Genomic DNA, 20,051 nt, shown 5'->3' on the forward strand with positions numbered 1-20,051 from the left:
ACCGCTTCGAGGAACGGTCCGCCGATCGCGGCGACCGTGTAGTTGCTCACGCCGTTGGACACGCCGCGGACCTCGTCGGCGTAGTCGATGAACACCCAGGGCGCCTCGTCGTGTGCGATCTGGGCGGCCTCTCGGTACAGTTCGGCCCGGTCGTCCTGGTTCGTGGTCCGTTGCGCCTCCTCGACGACGCTCATGTACTCGCTGTTGGCCCACGCGGCGTTGTTTGAGGTGTTGAACCCCTCGGTGTCCCAAGAGACCCAGTCCTGTCCGTCCGGCACGTCGGTCTGCGGGTGGAGGAGGACGTAACAGAAGTTGTCGGGGTCTGCGTTGTCGGTGTACCAACCGGCGAGCGTCGCGTCGTGGCTCCCCTGGCTGGTGTACGTGAGGTAGTCCGAGAACTGCCGGTCGTCGATCGACACCTCGATGCCGACCTCGGCGAGGTTCGACCGGATCGTTTGCGCGGTCGGTAGCGGCGCCGGGTTGTACCCGCGGGGGTTCTGGAACGTCGTCAGCGAGAACGAGAACCCGTCGCCGTAGCCGGCCTCTTCGAGCAGGCTCTGCGCCTGTTCGGGGTCGTACTCGTAGGGGCTGATGTCGTCGTTGTGGCCGAACAGCGCCGGCGGGATCGGCTGGTCGGCCTGCGTGGCGATCCCCGAGTAGATGTTCTCGACTATCGCCTGGGTGTCGATGGCGTAACTGATCGCGCGGCGGACCCGACGGTCGCGGAACGCCTCGACGCGCGAGAGGTTAAACGCCATGTACCCGATGTTGATCCCCGTCGCCGTCCGGTTCTCGGCGGTGTCGGACCCCTCGATGATCTGCATGCTGTCGGGGCCGAGCCCGTCGATGATGTCGAGTTCCTCCTCCACGAGCGCTTGGGCGCGCGTGGAGTTCTGCCCGCGGGTGAGGAACAGCACCCGGTCGACGTTCGGGGCCTCGCCCCAGTAGTCGTCGAAGGCGGTGAGCCGGATCCGGTTGTTGGCGTCGTCGAGGGTCTCGAGCTGGAACGGGCCGGTGCCGACCATCTCCTCGCCGAGGTTCGTGTCGCCCTCGATCGCGTCCTGGGAGATGACGGCGGCCGCGAACATCGCGAGGTTGCGGAGGAACGGCGCGTACGTCTGGGTTAGCGTGATCGAGAGCTCGTAGTCGCCCGGCGCCTCGACGCTGTCGATCCAGTTGCCGAGCGTGAACGGCCCGTACACGGACGAATCCTCGAAGTGGTACTCGTAGTCGTCGTCGACGAACCGCCGGTAGGTGGCGATGAAGTCGTCGGCGGTGAACTCCGACCCGTCGTGGAAGCTCACCCCCTCTCGGAGCGTGAGCGTTACCGAGTTGCCGTCCATCGACCAGTCGGTGGCGAGCGACTCCGTGAGCGACGCCTCGCCCGGCTGGAACGCGATCAGGCCCTCGTACGCCTGATTGGTGACCTTCGCGACCTCGCCGCTGGTCGTGTTCTGCGGGTCGAGGGTGCTGGAGTGGGCGCCGCGGCCGTAGCGAAGGGAGGTCGTGCCGTCGCCGCCGTCGCCACCGTCGCCGCCGTCGCTGCCGTCGCCGCCGCCGCTACCGTCGCCGCCGTCGCTGCCGTCGCCGCCACAGCCGGCGAGGGAGGCGACGGACGCCGTCGCGACCGTCGCACCGCCCGCTCGTTGTAAGAATCCGCGTCGTGACGTCTCCGTGGTGTCAGGGGACATACACCGGTTGTAAACTGGCCACCCAAATAATTCTGGTGGAGTGACGGGACGGATCTGCGACATGAATTCCGACGGAGTGGTCGCGCGTTTATTTATCGATCTGGTCGCTCGTCGTAGAGGTGGCACGCGGCGGGGTGGCTGCTCTCGTCGAGCGCGGGGTTCTCTCGCTCACAGACGCTCTCGAACGTCTCGCGGAGCGTGGCTTCCGCCTCCTCCCACCGGTCGTTTTTGAGGTGTTCGAAGGAGTCGGCGACGGCCGCCCGCGCCTCTCCCGAGAGCGGCCCGTCAAAGAAGTACTCGAAGAGCGTCGGGTGTTCGCCGCCGTCGGCGACGGCGGTCGGCGCCGACCCGTCCTCGAGGCGGACCTCCGACTCGATGGCGTCGAGGTCGATGTCCCCCGACTCCAAGCGCTGTCGGTAGAACATCACCTCCCGGTACCGCTCCTGATCGATGTCCAGATCGGCCGGCGGGATGATCGACGGACACCGGGTGCGGAACCGACAGCCGGAGGGCGGGTCGATCGGCGACGGGACGTCCCCCTTAAGGATCGTTCTATCGTCCGTGTCGGCGAGGGGGTCCGGCTCCGGAATCGCGGACAGCAGCGCCTGTGTGTAGGGATGCTTCGGCGTCTCGAACAGCTCGTCCGTCTCGGCGACCTCGACGATCTCGCCGAGGTACATCACGGCCACCCGGTCGGAGATGTGACGGACGACGCTCAGGTCGTGGGCGATGAACAGGAAGGTGAGCCCGAACTCCTCCTGGAGGTCCTCCAAGAGGTTGATGATCTGCGCCTGCACGGAGACGTCGAGCGCGGACACCGGCTCGTCCGCGACGATGAAGTCGGGGTCGACCGCCAGCGCCCGCGCGATGCCGACCCGCTGGCGCTGGCCGCCGGAGAGCTCGTGGGGGTATCGGCCGAACTGACCGCGCTCCAATCCGACCGCGTCCATCAGCTCGAAGACGCGCTGGCGGCGGCGTCCCTCGGCGAGGTCGTGGATCTTCAGCGGTTCCATGATCGTCTGGCCGGCGGTCATCCGCGGGTCGAGGCTCGACATCGGGTCCTGGAAGACCATCTGCATGTCCTTCCGGCGCTTGCGGAGGTCCGACTTCGAGAGCGATCCGAGGTCCTCGCCGGCGAACACGACCGTGCCGTCGGTCGGCGGGTCCAGGTGGAGGATCGCGCGCCCCGCCGTGGACTTCCCGCAGCCGGACTCGCCGACGAGCCCCAGCGTCTCCCGCTCGCGCACGTCGAGGTCGATCCCGTCGACGGCCCTGACGCTCGGATCGCCGGTGCCGAACACCCGGTCGAGCGGGCCCGCCTCCTGCTGGTAGTACTTCCGCATCCCGCGGACCTCGACGAGCGGGTCGCCGATGGCGGACCTGGCGCCGGCCTCGACGCCGTCGGTTCCGTAGGCGGCCTTGTCGAACTCGTCGTGGACGCATTTCGACCGGTGGTCGACCTCCTCCCCGCCGTGCTGGAGGAACGGGATCTCCCCCTCGCGGCACTGCGGTTCGGCCCACGGGCAGCGCGGCGCGAAGTGGCACCCCTCGGGCATGTCGATCAGGTCGGGGACGTTCCCCTCGATCGGGGTCAGCCGCTCCTTCTCCTCGGTGGGGATCGACTCGAGCAGGGTGTAGGTGTAGGGGTGGCTCGGATTGGCGAATATCTCTTCGACGGGCCCCTCCTCGACGATCTCGCCGGCGTACATCACGGCCACCCGATCGCAGGTCTCGGCCACGACGCCGAGGTCGTGGGTGATCATCAGGACGGACATCCCGAACTCCGCCTGCAGGTCGTCGATCAGGTCGAGGATCTGCGCCTGGATCGTCACGTCGAGCGCGGTCGTCGGCTCGTCGGCGATGAGGAGGTTCGGCCGACAGGCGAGCGCGATGGCGACGAGCACGCGCTGGCGCATCCCGCCGGAGAACTCGTGCGGGTAGTCGTCCAGGCGCTGTTTCGCCTCCGGGATACCGACCGCCTGAAGCATCCTGACGACCTCGTCCATCACCTCCTCGTCGCCGTCGCGACCGCCGGCCTTCGGGAGGATCTCGCGGATCCCGTTGAGCCACGAGTCCCGCTTCTGCCCGCCGTACCGGTGGAGTCGCAGCGACTCGGCGATCTGCTCCCCGACGGTGACCGCCGGGTTGAGCGAGGTCATCGGGTCCTGGAAGATCATGCCCATCTCGCCGCCGCGGACCCGACGGACGGCCGCCTCGGGGGCGGCCGTCACGTCGACGATCCCCTCGGTGATCTCGACGTCGCTCGGCTTCGCGCCGTCGCGGATCCGCTCGCGGGCGTCGGCGTCGAGGAACACGAAGCCGTCGACGGCGTCGGCGAGCGCCGCCTCGAGGTCGTCGCCGACGGCCGTCGGGTCGGCGTCGTCCGCGAGGCGATCGGCGGCGGTCGCGAGGTCGCTCGCGAGGTCGTCGGGGTCCGCCTCGTCGGCGAGGTCGTCGACCATTCCGCGGAGCTCCGCCGCCGTGTCGGGGACGCGTCGTCCGGCGCGGAGGTCGCTGCTCACGGCCGCGATCGCGTCGACCAGTCCGGACGAGTACGGAACGTGCGCGCCGTCGAACTCCTCGAGGAGGGAGGTAGCGAGCGCCGGATCCGCGAGGGTGATCCGGCCGCCGACGACCTCGCCCGGGTCGTCGACGAGGTCCATCGCCGAGAGGGCGGTAACGCTCTTCCCGGAGCCTGATTCGCCGACGAGGCCGACAGTCTCGCCGTCCTCTATCGAGAGGTCGATACCGTCGACGGCCTTAACCGCGCCCCGTTCGGTCCTGAACTGGGTCCGGAGCGCCGACAGCGAGAGGAGGTCAGTCACTACCGGTGGTAGCGCGCCTTACGGAAAAATATCTTTGGGGACAGTGGAACCTTTATACGACTACCGGAGCGTCTCACGATATGAGCGGTCCCGCAGGCGACGACGCGCCCACGAACGTACAGGTCGGAGACGGGTGGTCCGCGGTCATGGAGGACATGGAGGCGACCGCGGCGGAGTACCGAGAGCGCGGGTGGACGACGCTCGAACTGCACCCCGGGGACTCGGTCCTGGTCGACTCGGACCGTCGAACCGGGCTCGACGTCGTCCTCCCCGGCCCGGAGTTCGAGGACCTCGAGTCGCTCGTCGACGACCGGGAGTTCCGAGACGTCGAGGTGTTCCGGGCGGAGGGCGACGGACTGGTTTACGTGCTCGTCGCCGAGCTCGCTCCCGAGAGCGAGACGGCTGTGTTCGTCCCCGCGTACTACGACCCGAGCCAGGCGGCGGAGACGATCGAATCGATCAGAGACGCGGGGACCGTGCGCCTCTTCTGCCGCCGATTGAACGACGACACCGTGCGGTTCGTCCACGACGACCCGACGCCGTTCCTCCCGGAACCCGTCGAATGAGCGTTTGTCGTGAATCAAAGGTGACAGCACGTCGGAGACGTGTGAACGGCACGCTCCGGAGCCGACGGAGCCGATAAAAAGAACTGCTCGAAGTCGGACGGGGCCTCAGAGGATGTCGCCGGCCTCGGCGGTCTCGACGATGTCCTGGGCCATCTTGTTGGTCGCCTCGTCGACCATCTGGCCGTCGACGCTCACGGCGCCTTTGCCCTCCTCCATCGCCTCGGCGTAGGCGTCGACGATGCGCTTGGCGCGCTCGGCGGTCTCTTGGTCCGGCGCGAACACTTCGTTGCCGATCTCGATCTGCGACGGGTGGATCGCCCACTTGCCGTCGCAGCCGATCATGTTGGCGTTCTCGGCGGACTCGCGGAAGCCGTCGGCGTCCTCGATGTCGGCGTACGGGCCGTCGAGACACGGCAGGCCGGCCGACTTCGCCGCGGAGTTACACTCCGAGAGCGCGTGGTGCCAGTAGTGGCCCGGGTACTCCGGGAACTGCCCGATGTCGAGTCCGGGCGTGCCCATCGCCGCGGAGTAGTCGCCCGGCCCGAAAATGATCGACGAGAGCCGGTCGGAGGCGTGCGCGATCTCGTGGACGTTGTGGATCCCTTCGCCGTCCTCGATCTGGGGTTCGAGGCCAATAGCGCCGACTTCAAGCCCGTTGTTCTCCTCGACCTGCGCGAGCAGGTTCTCAACGGTGTGGACGTCGCTGGCGGACTTGACCTTCGGGACGATGATGTCGTCGATGGACTCGCCCGCCTCGCCGACGACGGTGATCACGTCGTCGTACCACCATTTGGTGTCGATCCCGTTCATGCGGAAGCTCAGGACCTTGTCGCTCCAGTCCTCCTCCTGGGCCGCTTTGATGAGCGGCTCGCGCGCGTCGGGCTTCGCGTTCGGCGCCACGGAGTCCTCCAAGTCGAGGAACACCTCGTCGGCGTCGCTGTCGGCGGCCGAGTGCATCATTTTCTCGTCGCTCGCGGGCGTTGCAAGCTGCGTCCGGCGAAGAGTGACGTCCGTCATATAGCGGCTCTATCACGCTCGTCCATCAAAATAAAGCTACCTCACGCGGGGGTATTTTCTCTGAGTCGGAAGCGAGTCAACTCTCCGAGCGAGGGCGAGACGGCCGTTCGTCGCGACGGCGACCGCGAAAAATCGTCGGGGTTCGAGGCGAAGTCGGCCCCGGCCGCGTCAGTCGTCGGCCGGGGTCCGCGGTTCGGCCGGCGGCTCCGCGTCCTCCGCCGGGTCGTCCGCGGGGTCGACGTCGACGTGCTCGTCGAATCGCTCGTCCGCCTCCTCGGACCGGTGGCGCTCTCGGATCTCCTCGATCGAGCGCGCCTCGATGGTATGATGGCACATGACAACTACTACCAAGGGACAGCTACTGATAAACATTACGCCGATATCGGCGAATAGGCGGCTCACGTCCTCGTTTCTACGGCTTGACCAGCACCTTGATCGCCTCGCGCTCGTCCATCAGCCGGTACCCCTCGGCGACCTCGTCAAGGCCGACGGTTTCGGTGAAGATGGGGGCGGGATCGAGGGTCCCCTGAAGCACGTCGGCCATGAGCTCCTCGGCGTACGCGCGAACCGGGGCGACGCCGCCCGCGAGGGTGATGTTGTCCCCGAACATCCCGAACACGTCGAGGCCCTCCTCCTCGACGCCGTAGGGGACCCCGACGTAGCCGATCGTGCCGCCGGGGCGGACGACGTCGATCGCGGTGTTCATCGCGCTCGCGGCGCCGACGCACTCCATCGCGTGGGTCGGGCCGCCGCGGGTGAGCTCACGGACCCGCTCGACGGCGGCCTCGCCGCGCTCGGAGACGGTCTCGGTGGCGCCGAACTCCTCGGCGAGCTCGAGGCGGTCCTCGTGGTGTCCGAGGGCGATAATCCGCTCGGCGCCGAGCCGGCGGGCAGCGAGCACGCCGCAGAGCCCGACCGCGCCGTCGCCGATGACGGCCACGGTCGACCCCGCCTCGACGCCCGCGCTCACGGCCGCGTGGTGGCCGGTCCCCATCACGTCGGTCAGGGGGAGCAGCGACCGCAGGGTGTCCTCGTCGTCGGCGAACCGGTCGGGGACGCGCACGAGCGTCCCGTCGGCGTGGGTCGACCGGACGTACTCGCCCTGGCCGCCGCCGTTGTCGCCGCCCCACGAGTCGCCGTTCTCGCAGGAAGTGTGGAGCCCCTTCCGGCAGAACTCGCACTCGCCGCAGGAGATCGCGAAGGGGGCGAGCACGCGGTCGCCGGGGTCGACCGAGGTGACGTCCTCGCCGACCGCCTCGACGATCCCCATCGGCTCGTGGCCGACCGGCGAGCCCGCGTCGCGGTCGCTGTCGCCGCGGTAGAACCAGAGGTCGGAACCGCAGACCGCGGTGTGGGTCACCCGGACGATCGCGTCCGTCGGGGCCTCGATCTCGGGGCGAGGCCGCTCCTCAACGTCGATCTCGCCGGGACCGTTGAAAATGGCTGCGCGCATACGGCGTCTCCGGCGGCCGGCGACTAAAGCGCAACGACGGCCCGACGTCGGGTCGGGCTCGTGAACGTTTCCGTTCGCCGAAATACCAGCGCATCGACAGAAAAGAACGCTTAACACGGGGCGACGGTCAGGCGGGAACGAATCGACAGATGACGCAGGGAAGCGACGTCACCATCGCAGGGGATAGGCCGGAGACGCGGGGAGCCGAGCCGTGAGCGACGGCCCGACGCTCCGGATCGTTGACGAGCCCGACGGCGACCCCGGCGGCGCGGTGCCGGCTCCGGTCCCGCCTGACGACCCCGAGGCGTGGTACGCCCCCGACGTCCGGGCGCAGTACGAGGCCGCGCCGGGCGTCGTCGCCACGGTCCGCGAGCGCGACGGCGGCCGGTTCGGGTACGACGTCCGCGAGCCGCCACTGGCGCCCGCCGACGAGGACGCGCTGGAGCGCGTGCGCGACCACTTCTCCGCAGTTCGGCACCGCCGACCGCTCACCCGCGTCGGGGTCGTCGAGCGCGCGGAGGCCGGGTTCGAGCCGAAGTACGACCGCGCGCTCGACCGGCTGATCGACGCGAGCGCCGCCGCGCGCCGCCGGATCGACTACCACGCGCTGCGGGACCTCCGGCTGCTGGGCGACGTGACCCCGCTCGCCTTGGACGACCGGATCGAGGTGGCCGACGTCGGCGACGAGCGCGAGCTGGTCGTCCACACGGAGACGTTCGCCCCCTTGGAGACGGGTATCGACGCCGACGCGGAGTACGTCGAGCGGGTCGCCGCCGAGCGGCTCGCGCAGTACGCGGTCGGCTTCGCCGGGCTCTCTGTCGACGTGGTCGTCTACCGCGAGCGACTGCTGGGCTCCGACGCCTTCGAGACGAAGTACGCCGTCCTCGAGCCCGACCTCCTCCCGGGCGACGAGGCGCTGATCGAGGAGTGTAAAGAGCGGATCTGGGAGACGACCGTCAACGGCGCGGTCGACGACCGCGAGGCGTTCGTCGCCGAACACGCCCGCCGGTTCCTCTCCCGGCGGCTCACCGCCCGCAACACCCGTGCGTGGCTCGACGCGGCCGCCCACCGGGTCCGATCCGTGCTGGCCGACCGCGGGCTCGCCGTGCCCCCGGTCGACTCCCGGTACGCCCACGACCGCCTCGACGACCTGGCGTACTACGTCCTCCGCGACTTCGTCGGCGAGGGGATCTTGACGGTCCCGATCCGGGACCCGAACCTGGAGGACGTGGAGGCCAACCGGGTGGGCGAGCGGGTAAAGGTAGTCCCGCGCGCGCCGGTCCTGCAGGGGGCCGAGGATGAGACGTCCACGGGCGCCGGACGGCGCGTCCCGACGAACCTCGCGTTCGAGGACGAGACGACGTTCGTCAACGTCGTCACGGGGCTGGCGGCCCGCGACGGCACCGAGCTCAACGCCTCGACGCCGTCGGCGAAGGTGAACCTCGACGTCGACGGCGTCGACGAGACGGTCCGCTGTGCGGTGGCGCTGCCCGTCATCTCCGCGGACGGCCCGCACGTCTCGATCCGGAAGCAGAGCGCGGACGCGATGACGCCCGTCGACCTGATCGACCGCGGGACGCTCTCGACGGAGCTCGTCACGCTCCTGTGGCTCCTCTACGAACACCGCGGCGTCGTCCTCTTCGCCGGGCCGACCGGCGTGGGGAAGACGACGCTGCTCAACGCCCACACCCCCTTCATCCCGTTCGACGACCGGCCGGTATCGATCGACGAAGGCTCCCGCGAGGTCCGGCTCCCGCACGAGACCGGGGTGTCGCTCACGACCCGGGAGCACGAGGAGACGTACAAGGCCGTGAGCATGTCGGAGCTGATGACGGAGGCCAACTACCTCAACCCCGACGTCGAAGTGATCGCCGAGATCAACACGCCCGCGAGCTTCGAGACGTTCGCGGAGACGCTGAACACCGGCCACGGCGTCATCGGGTCCACGCACGCCGAGGACGTCGAGGCGCTCGTGAACCGCGTGGTCGAGCGGGGGCTCCCGCCGTACCTCCTCCGCGAGATCGACCTCGTCGTCTTCCCGCGACAGGTCGACGGCAAGCGGTACGTCTCGCGGGCGGTCGAGCTGCTCTCCGCCGAGGAGTACGAGGCGCTCGGCCCGGAGGCGAAGCGGAGCCCGACCGGGAACCCCAAACGCGGCGGCGCCGGCGTCGTCGACAAGGGCGGCGAGGCGGTGTACTTCAACACGCTCGCGTGGCGCGACGCCGACGGCGAGTTCCGGTTCCCGGGCGCCCCCGAGAGCGACGCGGCGGCCGCCCCGGGCGAGGGACCGCGCCTCCACGCGTTCGGCCGAATCGCGGACCACACCGACCGCGAGGCCGACGCCGTGCGGTCGGAGTTCGTCGCCAAGCGCCGGTACGTCGAGTATCTCGTTCGGGAGGGGATCGACGACGCGGACGCGCTGTTCGAGTTCCTCGCCGACCTCCGGACTGACGAGGCCGCGACCGTCGAGCGCGCCGCGCGGACGATGGGTCGAGGGGACGGAACGGACGACCGGACCGGCGAGGGAGGCGGAAGCGACGATCGTGACCGGACCAGTGAGCGCGACGAGCGGGGGCGGCCGTGAGTCGGAAGCCGACGACCGACGGCGACGACGGGAGCGCGCGGCTCGACCGAGCGGTCGACGCCGCCGAGGCCGACGGGTTCCTGCGGGGGGGCCGGTCGGCGGTGGTCGACCGGGCCCTCTACGCGCTGTTCGCGCGGCACGCGAGCGACCGCCGCCACGACGCCGATCGGAAGCGGTACCGCGGGACGGCGCTCGACACGGGATTTGAGACGTACCTGTCGCGGACTTACGGGCTCTCGTGGCTCGCCGCGCTCGCGGTCGCCGGACCGACGCTCCTCGTGGCGACGGGGGCGGCCCCGGAGCTGCTCGCAGCCGTCGAGTGGCGAGTCGGAGGCGCCGCACCGGCCCCGTCGCCCGAGACGGTCGCGGTCGCGGTCGCCGCGCTCGCCGGAGTCCTCGCGAAGCGGGCGACGGTGCGGCTCGGCGGGCTCCACCTGCGGTGGCTCACGGCGACGCGCCGGACGGACATCGAGCGGACGCTCCCGGCGGCGGTCCGGTACCTCGAACTGCTCGCGTCTGGGAGCGACGGCCCCCGCGAGATGGTGGAGAAGACCGCCGCGAGCGACGCCTACGGCGGGACGGCGACCTCGTTACGGAAGGCGCTCAACGCGGCGCGGCTCGCCGGGAGCCTCGACGAGGGACTGCGGCGGGTCGCCCGCGACACGCCCTCGCGGGAGCTGCTCGCGCCGTTCCTGCTGAAGTTCCGGAAGCACGCGGCGACCGGCGACGCGGCGCTCGCGGAGTACTTCCGGACGGAGAGCCGGATGCTCGCGCACCGACAGGACCGGGCCCGAAAGCGCGCTCGGCGCTTCCTGGAACTGCTCACGGAGCTGTTCGTCGCGGTGTTGGTGTTGCCGGCGCTGCTCGTCATCGCAGCGACCGCGCTCACCGTCGTCGTTCCGGAGCTGCTCCCGCCGGTCGACACGCCGGTCGGGGTGGTGCCGACGCGGGCGGTCGTGCTCTACGGGGCCGTCGCCTTCCTCGTCGCCATCGGGCTCGCCGGCGCGGTCGCCGTCGGGACGCTCCGCCCGCCGAACCAGCGCGCGAGCTACGACCTGCCGGCGACGCCGCGCGCTATCGCCGCCTCTCTCGCGCGAAATCCGACGAGCGCCGCGGTCGCCTGTGCGCCGCCCGCGGCCCTGCTCGCGGTCGGCCTCGCGCTCGCGGAGTACACGCTCGTCAACGTGGCCCTGCTCTCGTACGCGGCGTTCGCGATTCCCGTGGGGAGCGTCGCCGTCAGGCGCACCCGGATCGACGACGCGAAGGACCGCGAGCTGGCTGACTTCGTCCACGCCGTCTCCGGCCACGTCGCGCACGGGCGCCCCTTCCCGGACGCGGTCGCGGCCGTGGCCCGCGACGTCGACCTCGGGGTGCTCGACGACGACGTGGCCGACCTCGCGTTCGCGCTGGGCTCGACGACGGCGACGGGGGGAGAGGGCGACTCCGCCGACGTCCGCGCGGCCGCGATCGACCGGTTCGTCGACCGCGTCGGGACCCCGCTCGCCGAGGGGACCCTCGGGCTCGTCACCGGGGCGCTGAACGCCGGCAGCGACGCCGACGCCGTCTTCGAGACGCTCCGGATCGAGGTCGGACAGCTGTACAGCGAGCAGCGCGCGCTCCGCTCGTCGATGCACCCGTACGTCGCGGTCGGCTGGGCGGCGGCCGCGCTGGTCGCGGGCGTCGTCGCCGTCGTCAACACCCAGGTGATCGACGCGGCGCGGCTCGCGGAGCTCGCGGCCGCCACCGAGCTCGTGACCCAGCCGGAGACGGTCCACCCGGAGCTGGAGCGCTTCCGACTGTACGTCGTCACGCAGGCGACGATGCTCGCCTCGGGGTGGTTCGCCGGCACCGCCTCCCGCGGGCGCTACGAGGCGCTGCTCCACTCCGGGCTGCTCGTGGCGATCTGTTACGCGGTGTTCACCGCGGGCGGGCTGGTGTAGGCGGCGGCCCGGTGTGGGCGGCGGCCGGGCTCACGGACGGCGGTCGCCGCCGCGTCAGGTATTTGATCGTCCGAGGCGAAGGCCCGGCATCTCATCGGACACCTCTGCGGACGACGGCTCCGGCGCGCTCGTCACGCGGCGGCGACTCCTCCTCGGCCTCGCCGGCGGCGGCGGGCTTCTCGGCGGCGGGCTCTACGTCGCGCGGTCGCTGGACGGCGACTCCGGCGGGTACGAGGCGCCGGAGTCACAGCCGATGGTGACGACCCGGGGGCGCCTCGGCGCCGACGACTCGACGGAACGCGGGGGTTCGTGGGAGTTCGACGGGGCCGACGGGGTGGTCCTGTTCGTCCACGGCCTCGGCGCGGACCCCGAGTCAGCCCGGGATCAAGCGTACACCGCTCGGCTGGGCCTCGCGGCGGCGACGGGCGCCGCCGAGGCGAGCGACGCCCCGCCGGTGATCGGCTACTCGTGGGCGTCGGACGTCGACTGGGGGCCGGCGAAGCGGACCGCGGACGCCAACGCCGTCCCGCTCGCGGACTGGCTGGCGGCGTGGGCGGACGGGGACGGGCGACCGGTCCACCTGTTCGCCCACTCGCTCGGCGCTCGCGTGGCGGGCGGGACGCTCCGCGAACTCGCCGACCGCGGGCGGACGGACGCCCTCGCCTCGGCCTCGCTGTTCGGCGGGGCGATCCCGGACGAGAGCGTCGCGGGCGACGGGCGATACGGGTCGGCCATCGGGGCGGTCGGTGCCCCCGTGTTCAACTTCCACAGCCGGAACGACCGCGTCCTCGGCTGGGCGTACCGCGCCTCGGACCGGACCCGAGCGGTCGGCCACGGGGGGATTCCGGACTCCGCGACCGCACCGGCGGGCTACGCGGACGTCGACGTCACCGATTCGGTGGCGGACCACTACTCGTACGTCGAGCCGGGAGACGGGTGTCTCCCGCGAGCGGTCGACCGACTCGGGATCGGGTGAGTCGAGTGGATCCGCGACCCTCGCGGTCGGCGCGAACGGGCCACGAGACCCGCGTCGGCTCTCGGTACCGCTCTATAGCGCTCGGTAGCGGTCCCGAGTAACGACTGTACTGACACCTCTCGCATGCAGAGCCGTGAGCGACGACAGCGACGGACCGAACCACCGAGTAGCGTTCGTCTGCGTCCAGAACGCGGGACAGAGTCAGATGGCGGCGTTCGCGGAGCGCGAGCGCGACCGTCGAGACGCGGGCGATCGGATCGAGATTCTCACCGGCGGGACGCGGCCCGCCGAGCGCGTCCACGACGTGGTCGTCACGGCGATGGGGGAGAGCGGTATCGACCTCAGCGACCGGACGCCGGGGGAGGTGACGCCCGAGGAGCTACGGGCGGTCGATCTGGTCGTCACCGTCGGCTGTTCTGCGTCGGACGTCTGCCCGGCGACGTGGAACGGCGAGAGCCGAGACTGGGGGATCGACGACCCGCACGGGCGGCCGATCGAGGAGGTCCGCGAGATCCGCGACGAGACCGAGGGGCGCGTCGCCGCGCTGTTCGACGAGCTCCTGTCGGAGACGCCGTCCGCTGAGTGACGCTTCCGGGCCCCGCTAACAGCAGCCGTCGTCGGCACCGCAGACGCTGCCGTAGTCGATCCCGGTCTCCTCGCCGATCGCCTCGTTACACTGCATCACCATCGTCGTGAACGCGGACTCCGACGACGACTCCTTCGCCGCCGCGAGCTCCTCGCCGAGCGCCGCGGCGGCCGCGACGACCTCGTCGTCGGTGACTCCGCTCTCGTCGGCGTCCCCGTCAGAGGCGCTCAACAGCACCCACCCCCGGTGGACCGCGCGAACGCCTCGCCGATCGCGTCGCTGATGACGTCGTCCGTCCGCTGGAGGAGCGCTATCAGGTCGGCCTGTGCGGCCCGCTGCCGCTGGATCGTCTCGTCGTTCGACATCTCGGTCTGGAGCTGTTTCAGTTCGGCCATCACCGACCCGTCGAAGCCGCCGCGCTGCATCTGCTGCTGTTTCCGCTGGTACTCGCGGAGCAGGGCCATCGCGTCGGCGTCATCCCGTAACGCCTCGTCGGCCGCGACGAACCGCCGATACGTCTCCGACTCGCCGAGCGCGTCGAGGAACTCGCGGAGCGCCGCCTCGACGTTTGCCTCCACTGCTTCCTCATCTGGAACGCCCACGTTGCTCTCGGCCGCGTCGTCCGCGTCCTGCGCGTCGCTCACGAGGGCGTCACCTCCGGGGCGCCCGCCGCGGCGATATCCCCGAGACCGGTGATCTCCTCGCCGAACGCGCTCAGCTCGTCGAGTCCGATCGGCTCGTCCCGACGGAGCGGCGCCAGCATCAGCGGCGCGTCGAACCGGTCGCGGATCGCCTCGAGATACCGCGCCTGCTGGGCACGCCGGTTCGCGAAGAAGGCGTTGTCGCCGTACTCCTCGGGGAGGAGGTAGTTCGCGACGACCAGCGAGGTCTCGATGCCGACCTGGTCCTCGAGATCGGCGGCGGCCCGATACGCCTCCATCATGGGGGTGTACTCGGGGGACATCACGAACGCGAAGGTGCTTCGCTCGGGGTCTTTCATCGTCTCGATGACCGCGTCGTACTGGTCCCCCTTCGCGGGCGCGGCGCCCTTCGTCAGCGAGCCGAGGTCCATGAACCCCTTCCAGTCGGATGGGAGTTCGAGCAGTCGGAGCGTGTGGCCCGTGGGGGCCGTGTCGAAGACGACGACGTCGTAGCCGTCCTCGTCGAAGTAGCTCACGAACTTCTCGAGGGCGGCCATCTCCTCGGCGCACGGCGACTCCAGCTCCTCCTCGACGTTCGCGATCGCGGCGTCGACGTCGATCTGCGCGTCCTCCCGCTCCTCGTACATCTCCGTGACGTGGTCGATGACCCCCTCGCGGTACTCGGCCAGCGCCTTCTCCTGGTCGATCCGCGCCGCGTCGAGGCTCTCCTGCCCGACCGAGGTGGGCTCGTGGCCCACGGGCTCGCCGAAGATGTCCTCGAGATGCGCGGCCGGGTCGGTCGTGACCACGAGCGTCTCGTGGCCCGCCTCGGCGAGCTTCGTCGCCGCCGTCGAGGCGACCGTGCTCTTGCCGACGCCGCCCTTCCCGGTGAAGAAGAGGTACCGCGTCTCCTCGCCGGGCGTCAGTTGGTCGACGACCGCGTCGGCGCCCGCCATCGACCCGAAATCGGTCGCGCCGTCGGGACCGGCGCGGCCCGCGCCGTCACCGTCGGTCGCCGTCTCGACGTCGACGGTCGCCTCCGCGCCGTCGTAGAGGACGCTCCCCACGTCCTCAAGCAGGTCGAGACCGGCGATCTCGCCGGGCTGGAGCGGGTACGTCGCCGTCGCGTCGGCGTCGAACTCCTCGCGGGCGCGCTCGATGACGGCCTGCTCGTCGGCGCGTTTCCCCTCGAAGAAGGGGTCCTCACACACCGGCTCTGGGAGGTAGCCGTTGAGGATCAGGAGCTGGGACTCGATCCCGAGGTCGGCGAGGTCGCCCGCGCTGCGTTCGATCTCGTCGATCGAGGAGTCCTCGGGCTTGCCGACGAACGCGAACGAGGTGCGCTCGTCGTCCTGGAGGGTGTCGATGGCGCGCTCGTAGTCCCGCTTCCGGTCCTCCATCGAGGCGGCCGGCCCGATACAGGTCGAGCCGCCCTTCTCGAGCTCGGCGTTCCAGTCGGAGGGGAGCTCCATCAGCCGGATGGTGTGGCCCGTCGGCGCGGTGTCGAAGACGACGACGTCGTACTCGGGGCTGTCCATGAAGTCGACGAAGTTGTCGAAGGCGGCGATCTCCTCGACGCAGGGGCTGTTGAGCTGTTCTTCGACCGTCTGGATCTCCTCGTCGCCGAGCAGTTCGCGCATCGGCTCGATCGTCTCCTGCCGGTACTCCTCGGCGGCCGTGTCGGGGTCGATCTCGATCGCGGAGAGGTTCTCGATCCCGTCGATCGCGGTGACCTCGTGGCCGATCGACTGCCCGAAGATGTCCGAGAGGTTCGGCGCGGGGTCGGTGGTGACGAGGAGCGTCTCGTACTCCTCGTCGGCGAGCCACGTCGCGGTCGCACAGCTCACGGTGCTCTTGCCGACGCCGCCCTTCCCGCTGAAGAAGACGAACTCGGTGTCGTCGCCGCTCGGCTCGACGATCTCGCGCGCGCTCGTTCCCGTCGACTCCGCCGACTGCTCCGTCTGTGTCATCCGTCAGGCCTCCTGGGGCGTCGCGCCCTGGCCGACGGCGGCGGTCAGTTCGTCGTACGAGAGGTACTCCCCCTCGGCGACGATCTCCTCGTCGACGACCGTGATCGGGAGGACCGACGGCCCGTTCTCCTGCACGCGGTCGTAGATCCGCTGCGTCTCGAGGAACTGGTCGATGTTGTGCTGCATGTTCGCCCGGTTGACCTCGAGGTCGTCGAACGCGTCCTCGAGCTGGTCGAGCGCCGCGCTGACCGCGACGAGCTCGTCGTCGGGGTCGGGGCCGCAGACGCCGGTGGAGCAACACATCGCTTCTTCGTACAGGGTGAGTTCGGTCATGATGGAGTCGGATGGTCGTCGATCGTCTGAAGTATCGTTCGCAGCGGGACGCGCCGATGGCGAGTCCCCCGCGACCAATTCATTTGAACAAACACTCATTCAATTATAAGCCCTTCGGTCGGGGAGTTCCGAGCCAGTCGGGCGGTCGAGGCCCCGAGAGGATCAAAAGCCCGAGACGGTCCAGAGCCGCGGTTACCCGATAAAGCCGTCCGTGGCCCACGATCCCGGTTCGTCGGTACACGTCGCGGTTCGGCACTGCGAGGCCGGGGCGCTCACGAGGACGAACGCGCTCTCAGCGTCGCCGTTCCGTATCTGCCGCGTCGCCGTCGCGCTGGTCGTCGACCGGCGGGGGACCGCCGGAACGCGCTCATCCCTCGTGTGTGCACATAGCTGAACGATTGCTATATCGTTTTCCGCTAACCGGGAACTCCGCCGGGACGGTGGTCCACAACGCTTAATCTCGTATCGGTTCAACCGTGGCGCATGTCGTCCACCGATCGCCTGCGGCGGTACGTCGTCGACGAGTGCGGCTCCTGTACCGATGAGGACCTGTCCGAGCGTGTTGCGGAACTGGAGGAGCTGAACGAGGCAGCCGGCGGGTCGGATCTGGACAGCGACGTCGAGCTGTTGTCGGCGCTCGGGAACGAGACGCGGTACAAGATCGTCCGGATGTTACACGCGACCGACGAGGACGAGCTGTGCGTCTGCGAGCTCTCGCCGCTGCTGGACGTCAGCGACAGCGCGATCAGCCACGCCCTCTCGAAGCTCACCGACGCCGGCCTCGTCACGCGCCGGAAAGAGGGAAAGTGGCGGATGTACCGCGCCACGCCGCGCGCGGACGCCGTCCTCGTCGCCCTCGACGGGTCGCGGTCGCTGTAGAAGCGAACCGTGCCGGCTCAGAGCAGGCCGGCCAGGACGGGCGCGTCAGCGGGCGTTCTGGAGCGCGACTCCGGGCACCACCCGGGGCGGCCTCGGATCCCGATCGATTAAAGTCGACTTGTCCTAATCAACCTGTAGTGGTTAGTATCGACGCGACAGCCGACGGGCGGACTCAACCGACGCGGCGAGCCGGGGGTGCCGCGTGAGCGACGCGACCCTCGCGGTCGTCGCGGGCGCGACCGAGACGGCCGCGATCGACGGGATCAGCGCCGCGGGCGCCGACCCGACGCTCCGGCGGCACACGCCGAGCGCCGACCTGGAGATCGTCGCCGACGGCCGCCCCGGGAGCGACTCGCCGGTGCCGGTCAGCCCGTCCGGCTGCCCGACGCCCGCGGTCGTCACCCGGGCGGTCAGAGAGCTCGTGGACCTCGAGTTCGTCGGGATTGACGCCGGACTCGCGGTGCCGACGTCGCCGGCGGGAGCGACCGTTCAGGACGCGGGCGCCGCCCCGGGCGGCGATGTGCGGGGCCCCGAGCCGGTGCCGGACGCGGCGAGAGTATTTAAACGAGGGCGCGAGCTGGCGGGGACAATCGCGGGCGACGGCGCCGGTGACAACGACGGCGACTCCGCAGAGCTCCTCGTCGCCGAGACGATCCCGGGCGGGACGACGACCGCGCTCGGGGTCCTGACCGCGCTCGGCGAGCGCCCGGCCGTCTCCTCGTCGCTGGCGGCGAACCCGCTGGAGGCGAAGCGCGCGGTGGTCGAAGAGGGGCTGGAAGCGAGCGGGCTCGCGCCCGGCGACGCCGCCGGTGACCCCGTCGACGCGGTCCGGCTGACGGGCGACCCCGTGCTCGCGGCGGCCGCCGGCCTCGTGGTCGGCGCCGTCGGCCACGGGGTCGACGTGATGCTCGCGGGCGGAACCCAGCTAGCGACGGTCGCCGCGCTGGCGCGGCACGCGGGGGTCGACCGGCGGCTCCCGCTGGCGACGACCGCGTTCGTCGACGACGACCCAACCGCGGACGTGGCCGGGCTCGCGGACGACCTCGACCTCGCGCTCACCGCGACCGACCCCGGGTTCGGCGGGAGCGATCACCCGGCGATGGAGGCGTACGCACGCGGCGAGGCGAAAGAGGGCGTCGGGATGGGCGGCGCGCTGGCGCTCGCCGACCGTGCGGGCGTCCTCGACGCCGACCTGCGCGAGCGCGTCGTCGCGATCACCGACCGACTGCTCGCCGAGCGGGAAAAAAGACCGCCGGGTGCGACGGGAGGCGGGGCGCCGTGAAGGGACTCGTCCTCGGGGGGGTCAGCTCCGGCGTCGGCAAGACCGTCGCGACGCTCGCGGCGATCCGCGCGCTCGACGACGCCGGGCGGACGGTCCAGCCGGCGAAGGCCGGCCCCGACTTCATCGACCCGAGCCACCACGAGCGCGTGGCGGGGCGCCCCTCGCGGACGCTCGACCTGTGGTTACAGGGCGAGGCGGGGCTCCGGCGGAACTACGCCCGCGGCGGGGGCGACGTCTGCCTCGTCGAGGGCGTGATGGGGCTGTACGACGGCGACGGGTCGAGCACGGCCGCGGTCGCCGAGGCGCTCGACCTCCCGGTCGTGCTCGTCGTCGACGCGAGCGCGGGGATGGAGAGCGTCGCCGCGACCGCGCTCGGCTTCCGGGCGTACGCCGAGCGCGCGGGCCGGGATATCGACGTCGGGGGAGTCATCGCTCAGCGCGCGCACGGCGGGCGCCACGAGGAGGGGATCCGCGAGGCGCTCCCGGACGAGCTGGCCTACGTCGGCCGGATCCCGCCGAACGACGACCTGGAGGTCCCCGAGCGCCACCTCGGGCTCCACATGGGCGACGAGTCGCCTCTGCCCGGCGACGCGCTCGACGCGGCCGCCGAGGGGCTCCGGACCGAGCGACTGCTCGATATCGCGCGGGAGCCGGCGGGAGCCGCGGAGCCGAACGAGGCGAGAGAGCAGACCGGCGCCGACCGCCCGCGCGTCGCCGTCGCCCGCGACGAGGCCTTTCGGTTCGCGTACCCGGCGACGGTCGAGCGCCTGCGCGAGCGGGCGAGCGTCGAGCCGTTCTCGCCGACCGCCGGCGACCAGCTCCCGCCCTGCGACGGCGTCTACCTCCCCGGCGGTTACCCGGAGCTGCACGCCGCGGAACTCGCGGAGAGCCCGACGCTCGACGAGGTCGCGAGCGCGGCCGCCGAGGGGGTCCCGGTGCTCGGCGAGTGCGGCGGGCTGATGGCGCTCGCCGAGTCGCTGACGACCGTCGAGGGCGAGACCCACGCGATGGCGGGCGTCCTCCCGGCCGACGTGCGGATGCGCGACCGATACCAGGCGCTCGACCACGTCGAGCTGCGGGCGCGGCGGGACGCGCCGACGGCCGCGGCGGGCGAGACCCTCCGGGGCCACGAGTTCCACTACTCGGCCGCCGACGTGGGGGACGACGCCCGGTTCGCCTTCGACGTGGAGCGCGGGACCGGGATCGACGGCGACCGCGACGGCCTGATCGAACACCGAACGCTCGGGACGTACTGTCACGTCCACGCCGAGAGCGGGGCGTTCGACGCGTTCCTCGACGGGCTGTAGC

16 protein-coding genes and 2 pseudogenes are annotated in these 20,051 nt (G+C 70.8%); 8 read left to right on the plus strand and 10 right to left on the minus strand.

Translation table 11 applies throughout. The annotated features are described in order from the left end of the window. Together N5096_RS07430 and N5096_RS07435 are read right to left on the minus strand one after the other, a co-directional pair. The coding region (locus N5096_RS07430) for an ABC transporter substrate-binding protein (RefSeq protein WP_267663703.1) at positions 1 to 1,691 on the minus strand (1,691 nt) is incomplete at its 3' end. Positions 1,692 to 1,783: 92 nt separating this feature from the next. Beyond that, on the minus strand, positions 1,784 to 4,516 hold the full coding sequence (locus N5096_RS07435; protein ID WP_267663704.1) for a dipeptide ABC transporter ATP-binding protein: 2,733 nt from the start codon (positions 4,514 to 4,516) through the stop codon (positions 1,784 to 1,786). A gap of 80 nt (positions 4,517 to 4,596) precedes the next feature. Between N5096_RS07435 and N5096_RS07440 the strand changes: the two genes are divergently transcribed. Further along, the gene (locus tag N5096_RS07440) at positions 4,597 to 5,082 is read left to right on the plus strand and encodes a DUF7529 family protein (RefSeq protein ID WP_267663705.1); all 486 of its coding nucleotides are present in this window, start codon (positions 4,597 to 4,599) and stop codon (positions 5,080 to 5,082) included. A 105-nt stretch (positions 5,083 to 5,187) separates the two neighbouring features. Here N5096_RS07440 and N5096_RS07445 read toward each other — a convergent pair whose 3' ends face one another. The 3 genes from N5096_RS07445 to N5096_RS07455 form a co-directional block, all read right to left on the minus strand. Then, positions 5,188 to 6,099, minus strand: coding sequence for an HpcH/HpaI aldolase/citrate lyase family protein (locus N5096_RS07445; protein ID WP_267663706.1), 912 nt, complete (start codon positions 6,097 to 6,099; stop codon positions 5,188 to 5,190). 168 nt (positions 6,100 to 6,267) lie between these two features. Beyond that, a complete protein-coding gene (locus N5096_RS07450; RefSeq protein ID WP_267663707.1) occupies positions 6,268 to 6,435 on the minus strand; it encodes a hypothetical protein in 168 nt (55 codons plus the stop codon). Between the two features lie 76 nt (positions 6,436 to 6,511). Further along, positions 6,512 to 7,552, minus strand: coding sequence for a zinc-dependent alcohol dehydrogenase family protein (locus N5096_RS07455; RefSeq protein WP_267663709.1), 1,041 nt, complete (start codon positions 7,550 to 7,552; stop codon positions 6,512 to 6,514). 211 nt (positions 7,553 to 7,763) lie between these two features. Between N5096_RS07455 and N5096_RS07460 the strand changes: the two genes are divergently transcribed. From N5096_RS07460 to N5096_RS07475, 4 genes are all read left to right on the plus strand, one after another. Then, positions 7,764 to 10,136 carry a type II/IV secretion system ATPase subunit gene (locus N5096_RS07460; protein WP_267663711.1) on the plus strand — a complete coding sequence of 791 codons (2,373 nt, stop codon included), beginning with the start codon at positions 7,764 to 7,766 and terminating at the stop codon, positions 10,134 to 10,136. Beyond that, complete coding sequence (locus tag N5096_RS07465; protein WP_267663713.1) at positions 10,133 to 12,076, plus strand: type II secretion system F family protein; 1,944 nt, start codon at positions 10,133 to 10,135, stop codon at positions 12,074 to 12,076. Before N5096_RS07460 ends, N5096_RS07465 begins: the two co-directional genes overlap by 4 nt. Before the next feature lie 253 nt (positions 12,077 to 12,329). Then, positions 12,330 to 13,052 (plus strand): DUF726 domain-containing protein, encoded by a 723-nt coding sequence (locus N5096_RS07470; RefSeq protein WP_267663907.1) that lies wholly within the window; start codon positions 12,330 to 12,332, stop codon positions 13,050 to 13,052. Positions 13,053 to 13,161: 109 nt separating this feature from the next. Further along, a complete protein-coding gene (locus N5096_RS07475; RefSeq protein WP_303654931.1) occupies positions 13,162 to 13,638 on the plus strand; it encodes an arsenate reductase/protein-tyrosine-phosphatase family protein in 477 nt (158 codons plus the stop codon). Between the two features lie 15 nt (positions 13,639 to 13,653). On the opposite strand, the gene hcsS is transcribed toward N5096_RS07475, so the two are convergent. From hcsS to N5096_RS16510, 5 genes and pseudogenes are all read right to left on the minus strand, one after another. Next, positions 13,654 to 13,875: a halo-CC-star protein HcsS gene (hcsS, locus tag N5096_RS07480; protein ID WP_267663715.1), complete on the minus strand. Its 222-nt coding sequence runs from the start codon at positions 13,873 to 13,875 to the stop codon at positions 13,654 to 13,656. Beyond that, positions 13,866 to 14,282, minus strand: a complete 417-nt coding sequence (gene hcsL, locus N5096_RS07485) for a halo-CC-star protein HcsL (protein WP_267663716.1) — start codon at positions 14,280 to 14,282, stop codon at positions 13,866 to 13,868. The genes hcsS and hcsL overlap by 10 nt, the downstream gene beginning before the upstream one ends. Further along, entirely contained in the window at positions 14,279 to 16,249 is a 1,971-nt protein-coding gene (gene arsA / locus N5096_RS07490) for an arsenical pump-driving ATPase (protein WP_267663717.1), read from the minus strand. The genes hcsL and arsA overlap by 4 nt, the downstream gene beginning before the upstream one ends. Before the next feature lie 3 nt (positions 16,250 to 16,252). Beyond that, entirely contained in the window at positions 16,253 to 16,582 is a 330-nt protein-coding gene (gene arsD, locus N5096_RS07495; protein ID WP_267663718.1) for an arsenite efflux transporter metallochaperone ArsD, read from the minus strand. Between the two features lie 192 nt (positions 16,583 to 16,774). Then, positions 16,775 to 16,906, minus strand: a pseudogene (locus tag N5096_RS16510) (cupin domain-containing protein); the annotation flags it as partial. Between the two features lie 159 nt (positions 16,907 to 17,065). Between N5096_RS16510 and N5096_RS07500 the strand changes: the two are divergent. From N5096_RS07500 to N5096_RS07510, 3 genes and pseudogenes are all read left to right on the plus strand, one after another. Beyond that, positions 17,066 to 17,461, plus strand: a complete 396-nt coding sequence (locus N5096_RS07500) for an ArsR/SmtB family transcription factor (protein WP_267663719.1) — start codon at positions 17,066 to 17,068, stop codon at positions 17,459 to 17,461. Between the two features lie 196 nt (positions 17,462 to 17,657). Next, positions 17,658 to 18,743: pseudogene (locus N5096_RS07505) on the plus strand (nicotinate-nucleotide--dimethylbenzimidazole phosphoribosyltransferase); the annotation flags it as partial. After that, positions 18,740 to 20,050, plus strand: coding sequence for a cobyrinic acid a,c-diamide synthase (locus tag N5096_RS07510; protein WP_267663720.1), 1,311 nt, complete (start codon positions 18,740 to 18,742; stop codon positions 20,048 to 20,050). The pseudogene N5096_RS07505 and the gene N5096_RS07510, both read left to right, overlap by 4 nt. Position 20,051 lies beyond the last annotated feature (1 nt).

It is taken from the genome of Halorubrum yunnanense (assembly GCF_026586675.1).
Classification (GTDB): domain Archaea; phylum Halobacteriota; class Halobacteria; order Halobacteriales; family Haloferacaceae; genus Halorubrum; species Halorubrum yunnanense.

Coding starts and splice junctions, on each gene's coding strand:
- N5096_RS07445 (WP_267663706.1), bottom strand. CDS start 6,099: ATGACGGACGTCACTCTTCGCCGGACGCAGCTTGCAACGCCCGCGAGC.
- N5096_RS07440 (WP_267663705.1), top strand. CDS start 4,597: ATGAGCGGTCCCGCAGGCGACGACGCGCCCACGAACGTACAGGTCGGA.
- N5096_RS07500 (WP_267663719.1), top strand. CDS start 17,066: ATGTCGTCCACCGATCGCCTGCGGCGGTACGTCGTCGACGAGTGCGGC.
- N5096_RS07450 (WP_267663707.1), bottom strand. CDS start 6,435: ATGTGCCATCATACCATCGAGGCGCGCTCGATCGAGGAGATCCGAGAG.
- N5096_RS07470 (WP_267663907.1), top strand. CDS start 12,330: ATGGTGACGACCCGGGGGCGCCTCGGCGCCGACGACTCGACGGAACGC.
- arsD (WP_267663718.1), bottom strand. CDS start 16,582: ATGACCGAACTCACCCTGTACGAAGAAGCGATGTGTTGCTCCACCGGC.
- arsA (WP_267663717.1), bottom strand. CDS start 16,249: ATGACACAGACGGAGCAGTCGGCGGAGTCGACGGGAACGAGCGCGCGC.
- N5096_RS07455 (WP_267663709.1), bottom strand. CDS start 7,552: ATGCGCGCAGCCATTTTCAACGGTCCCGGCGAGATCGACGTTGAGGAG.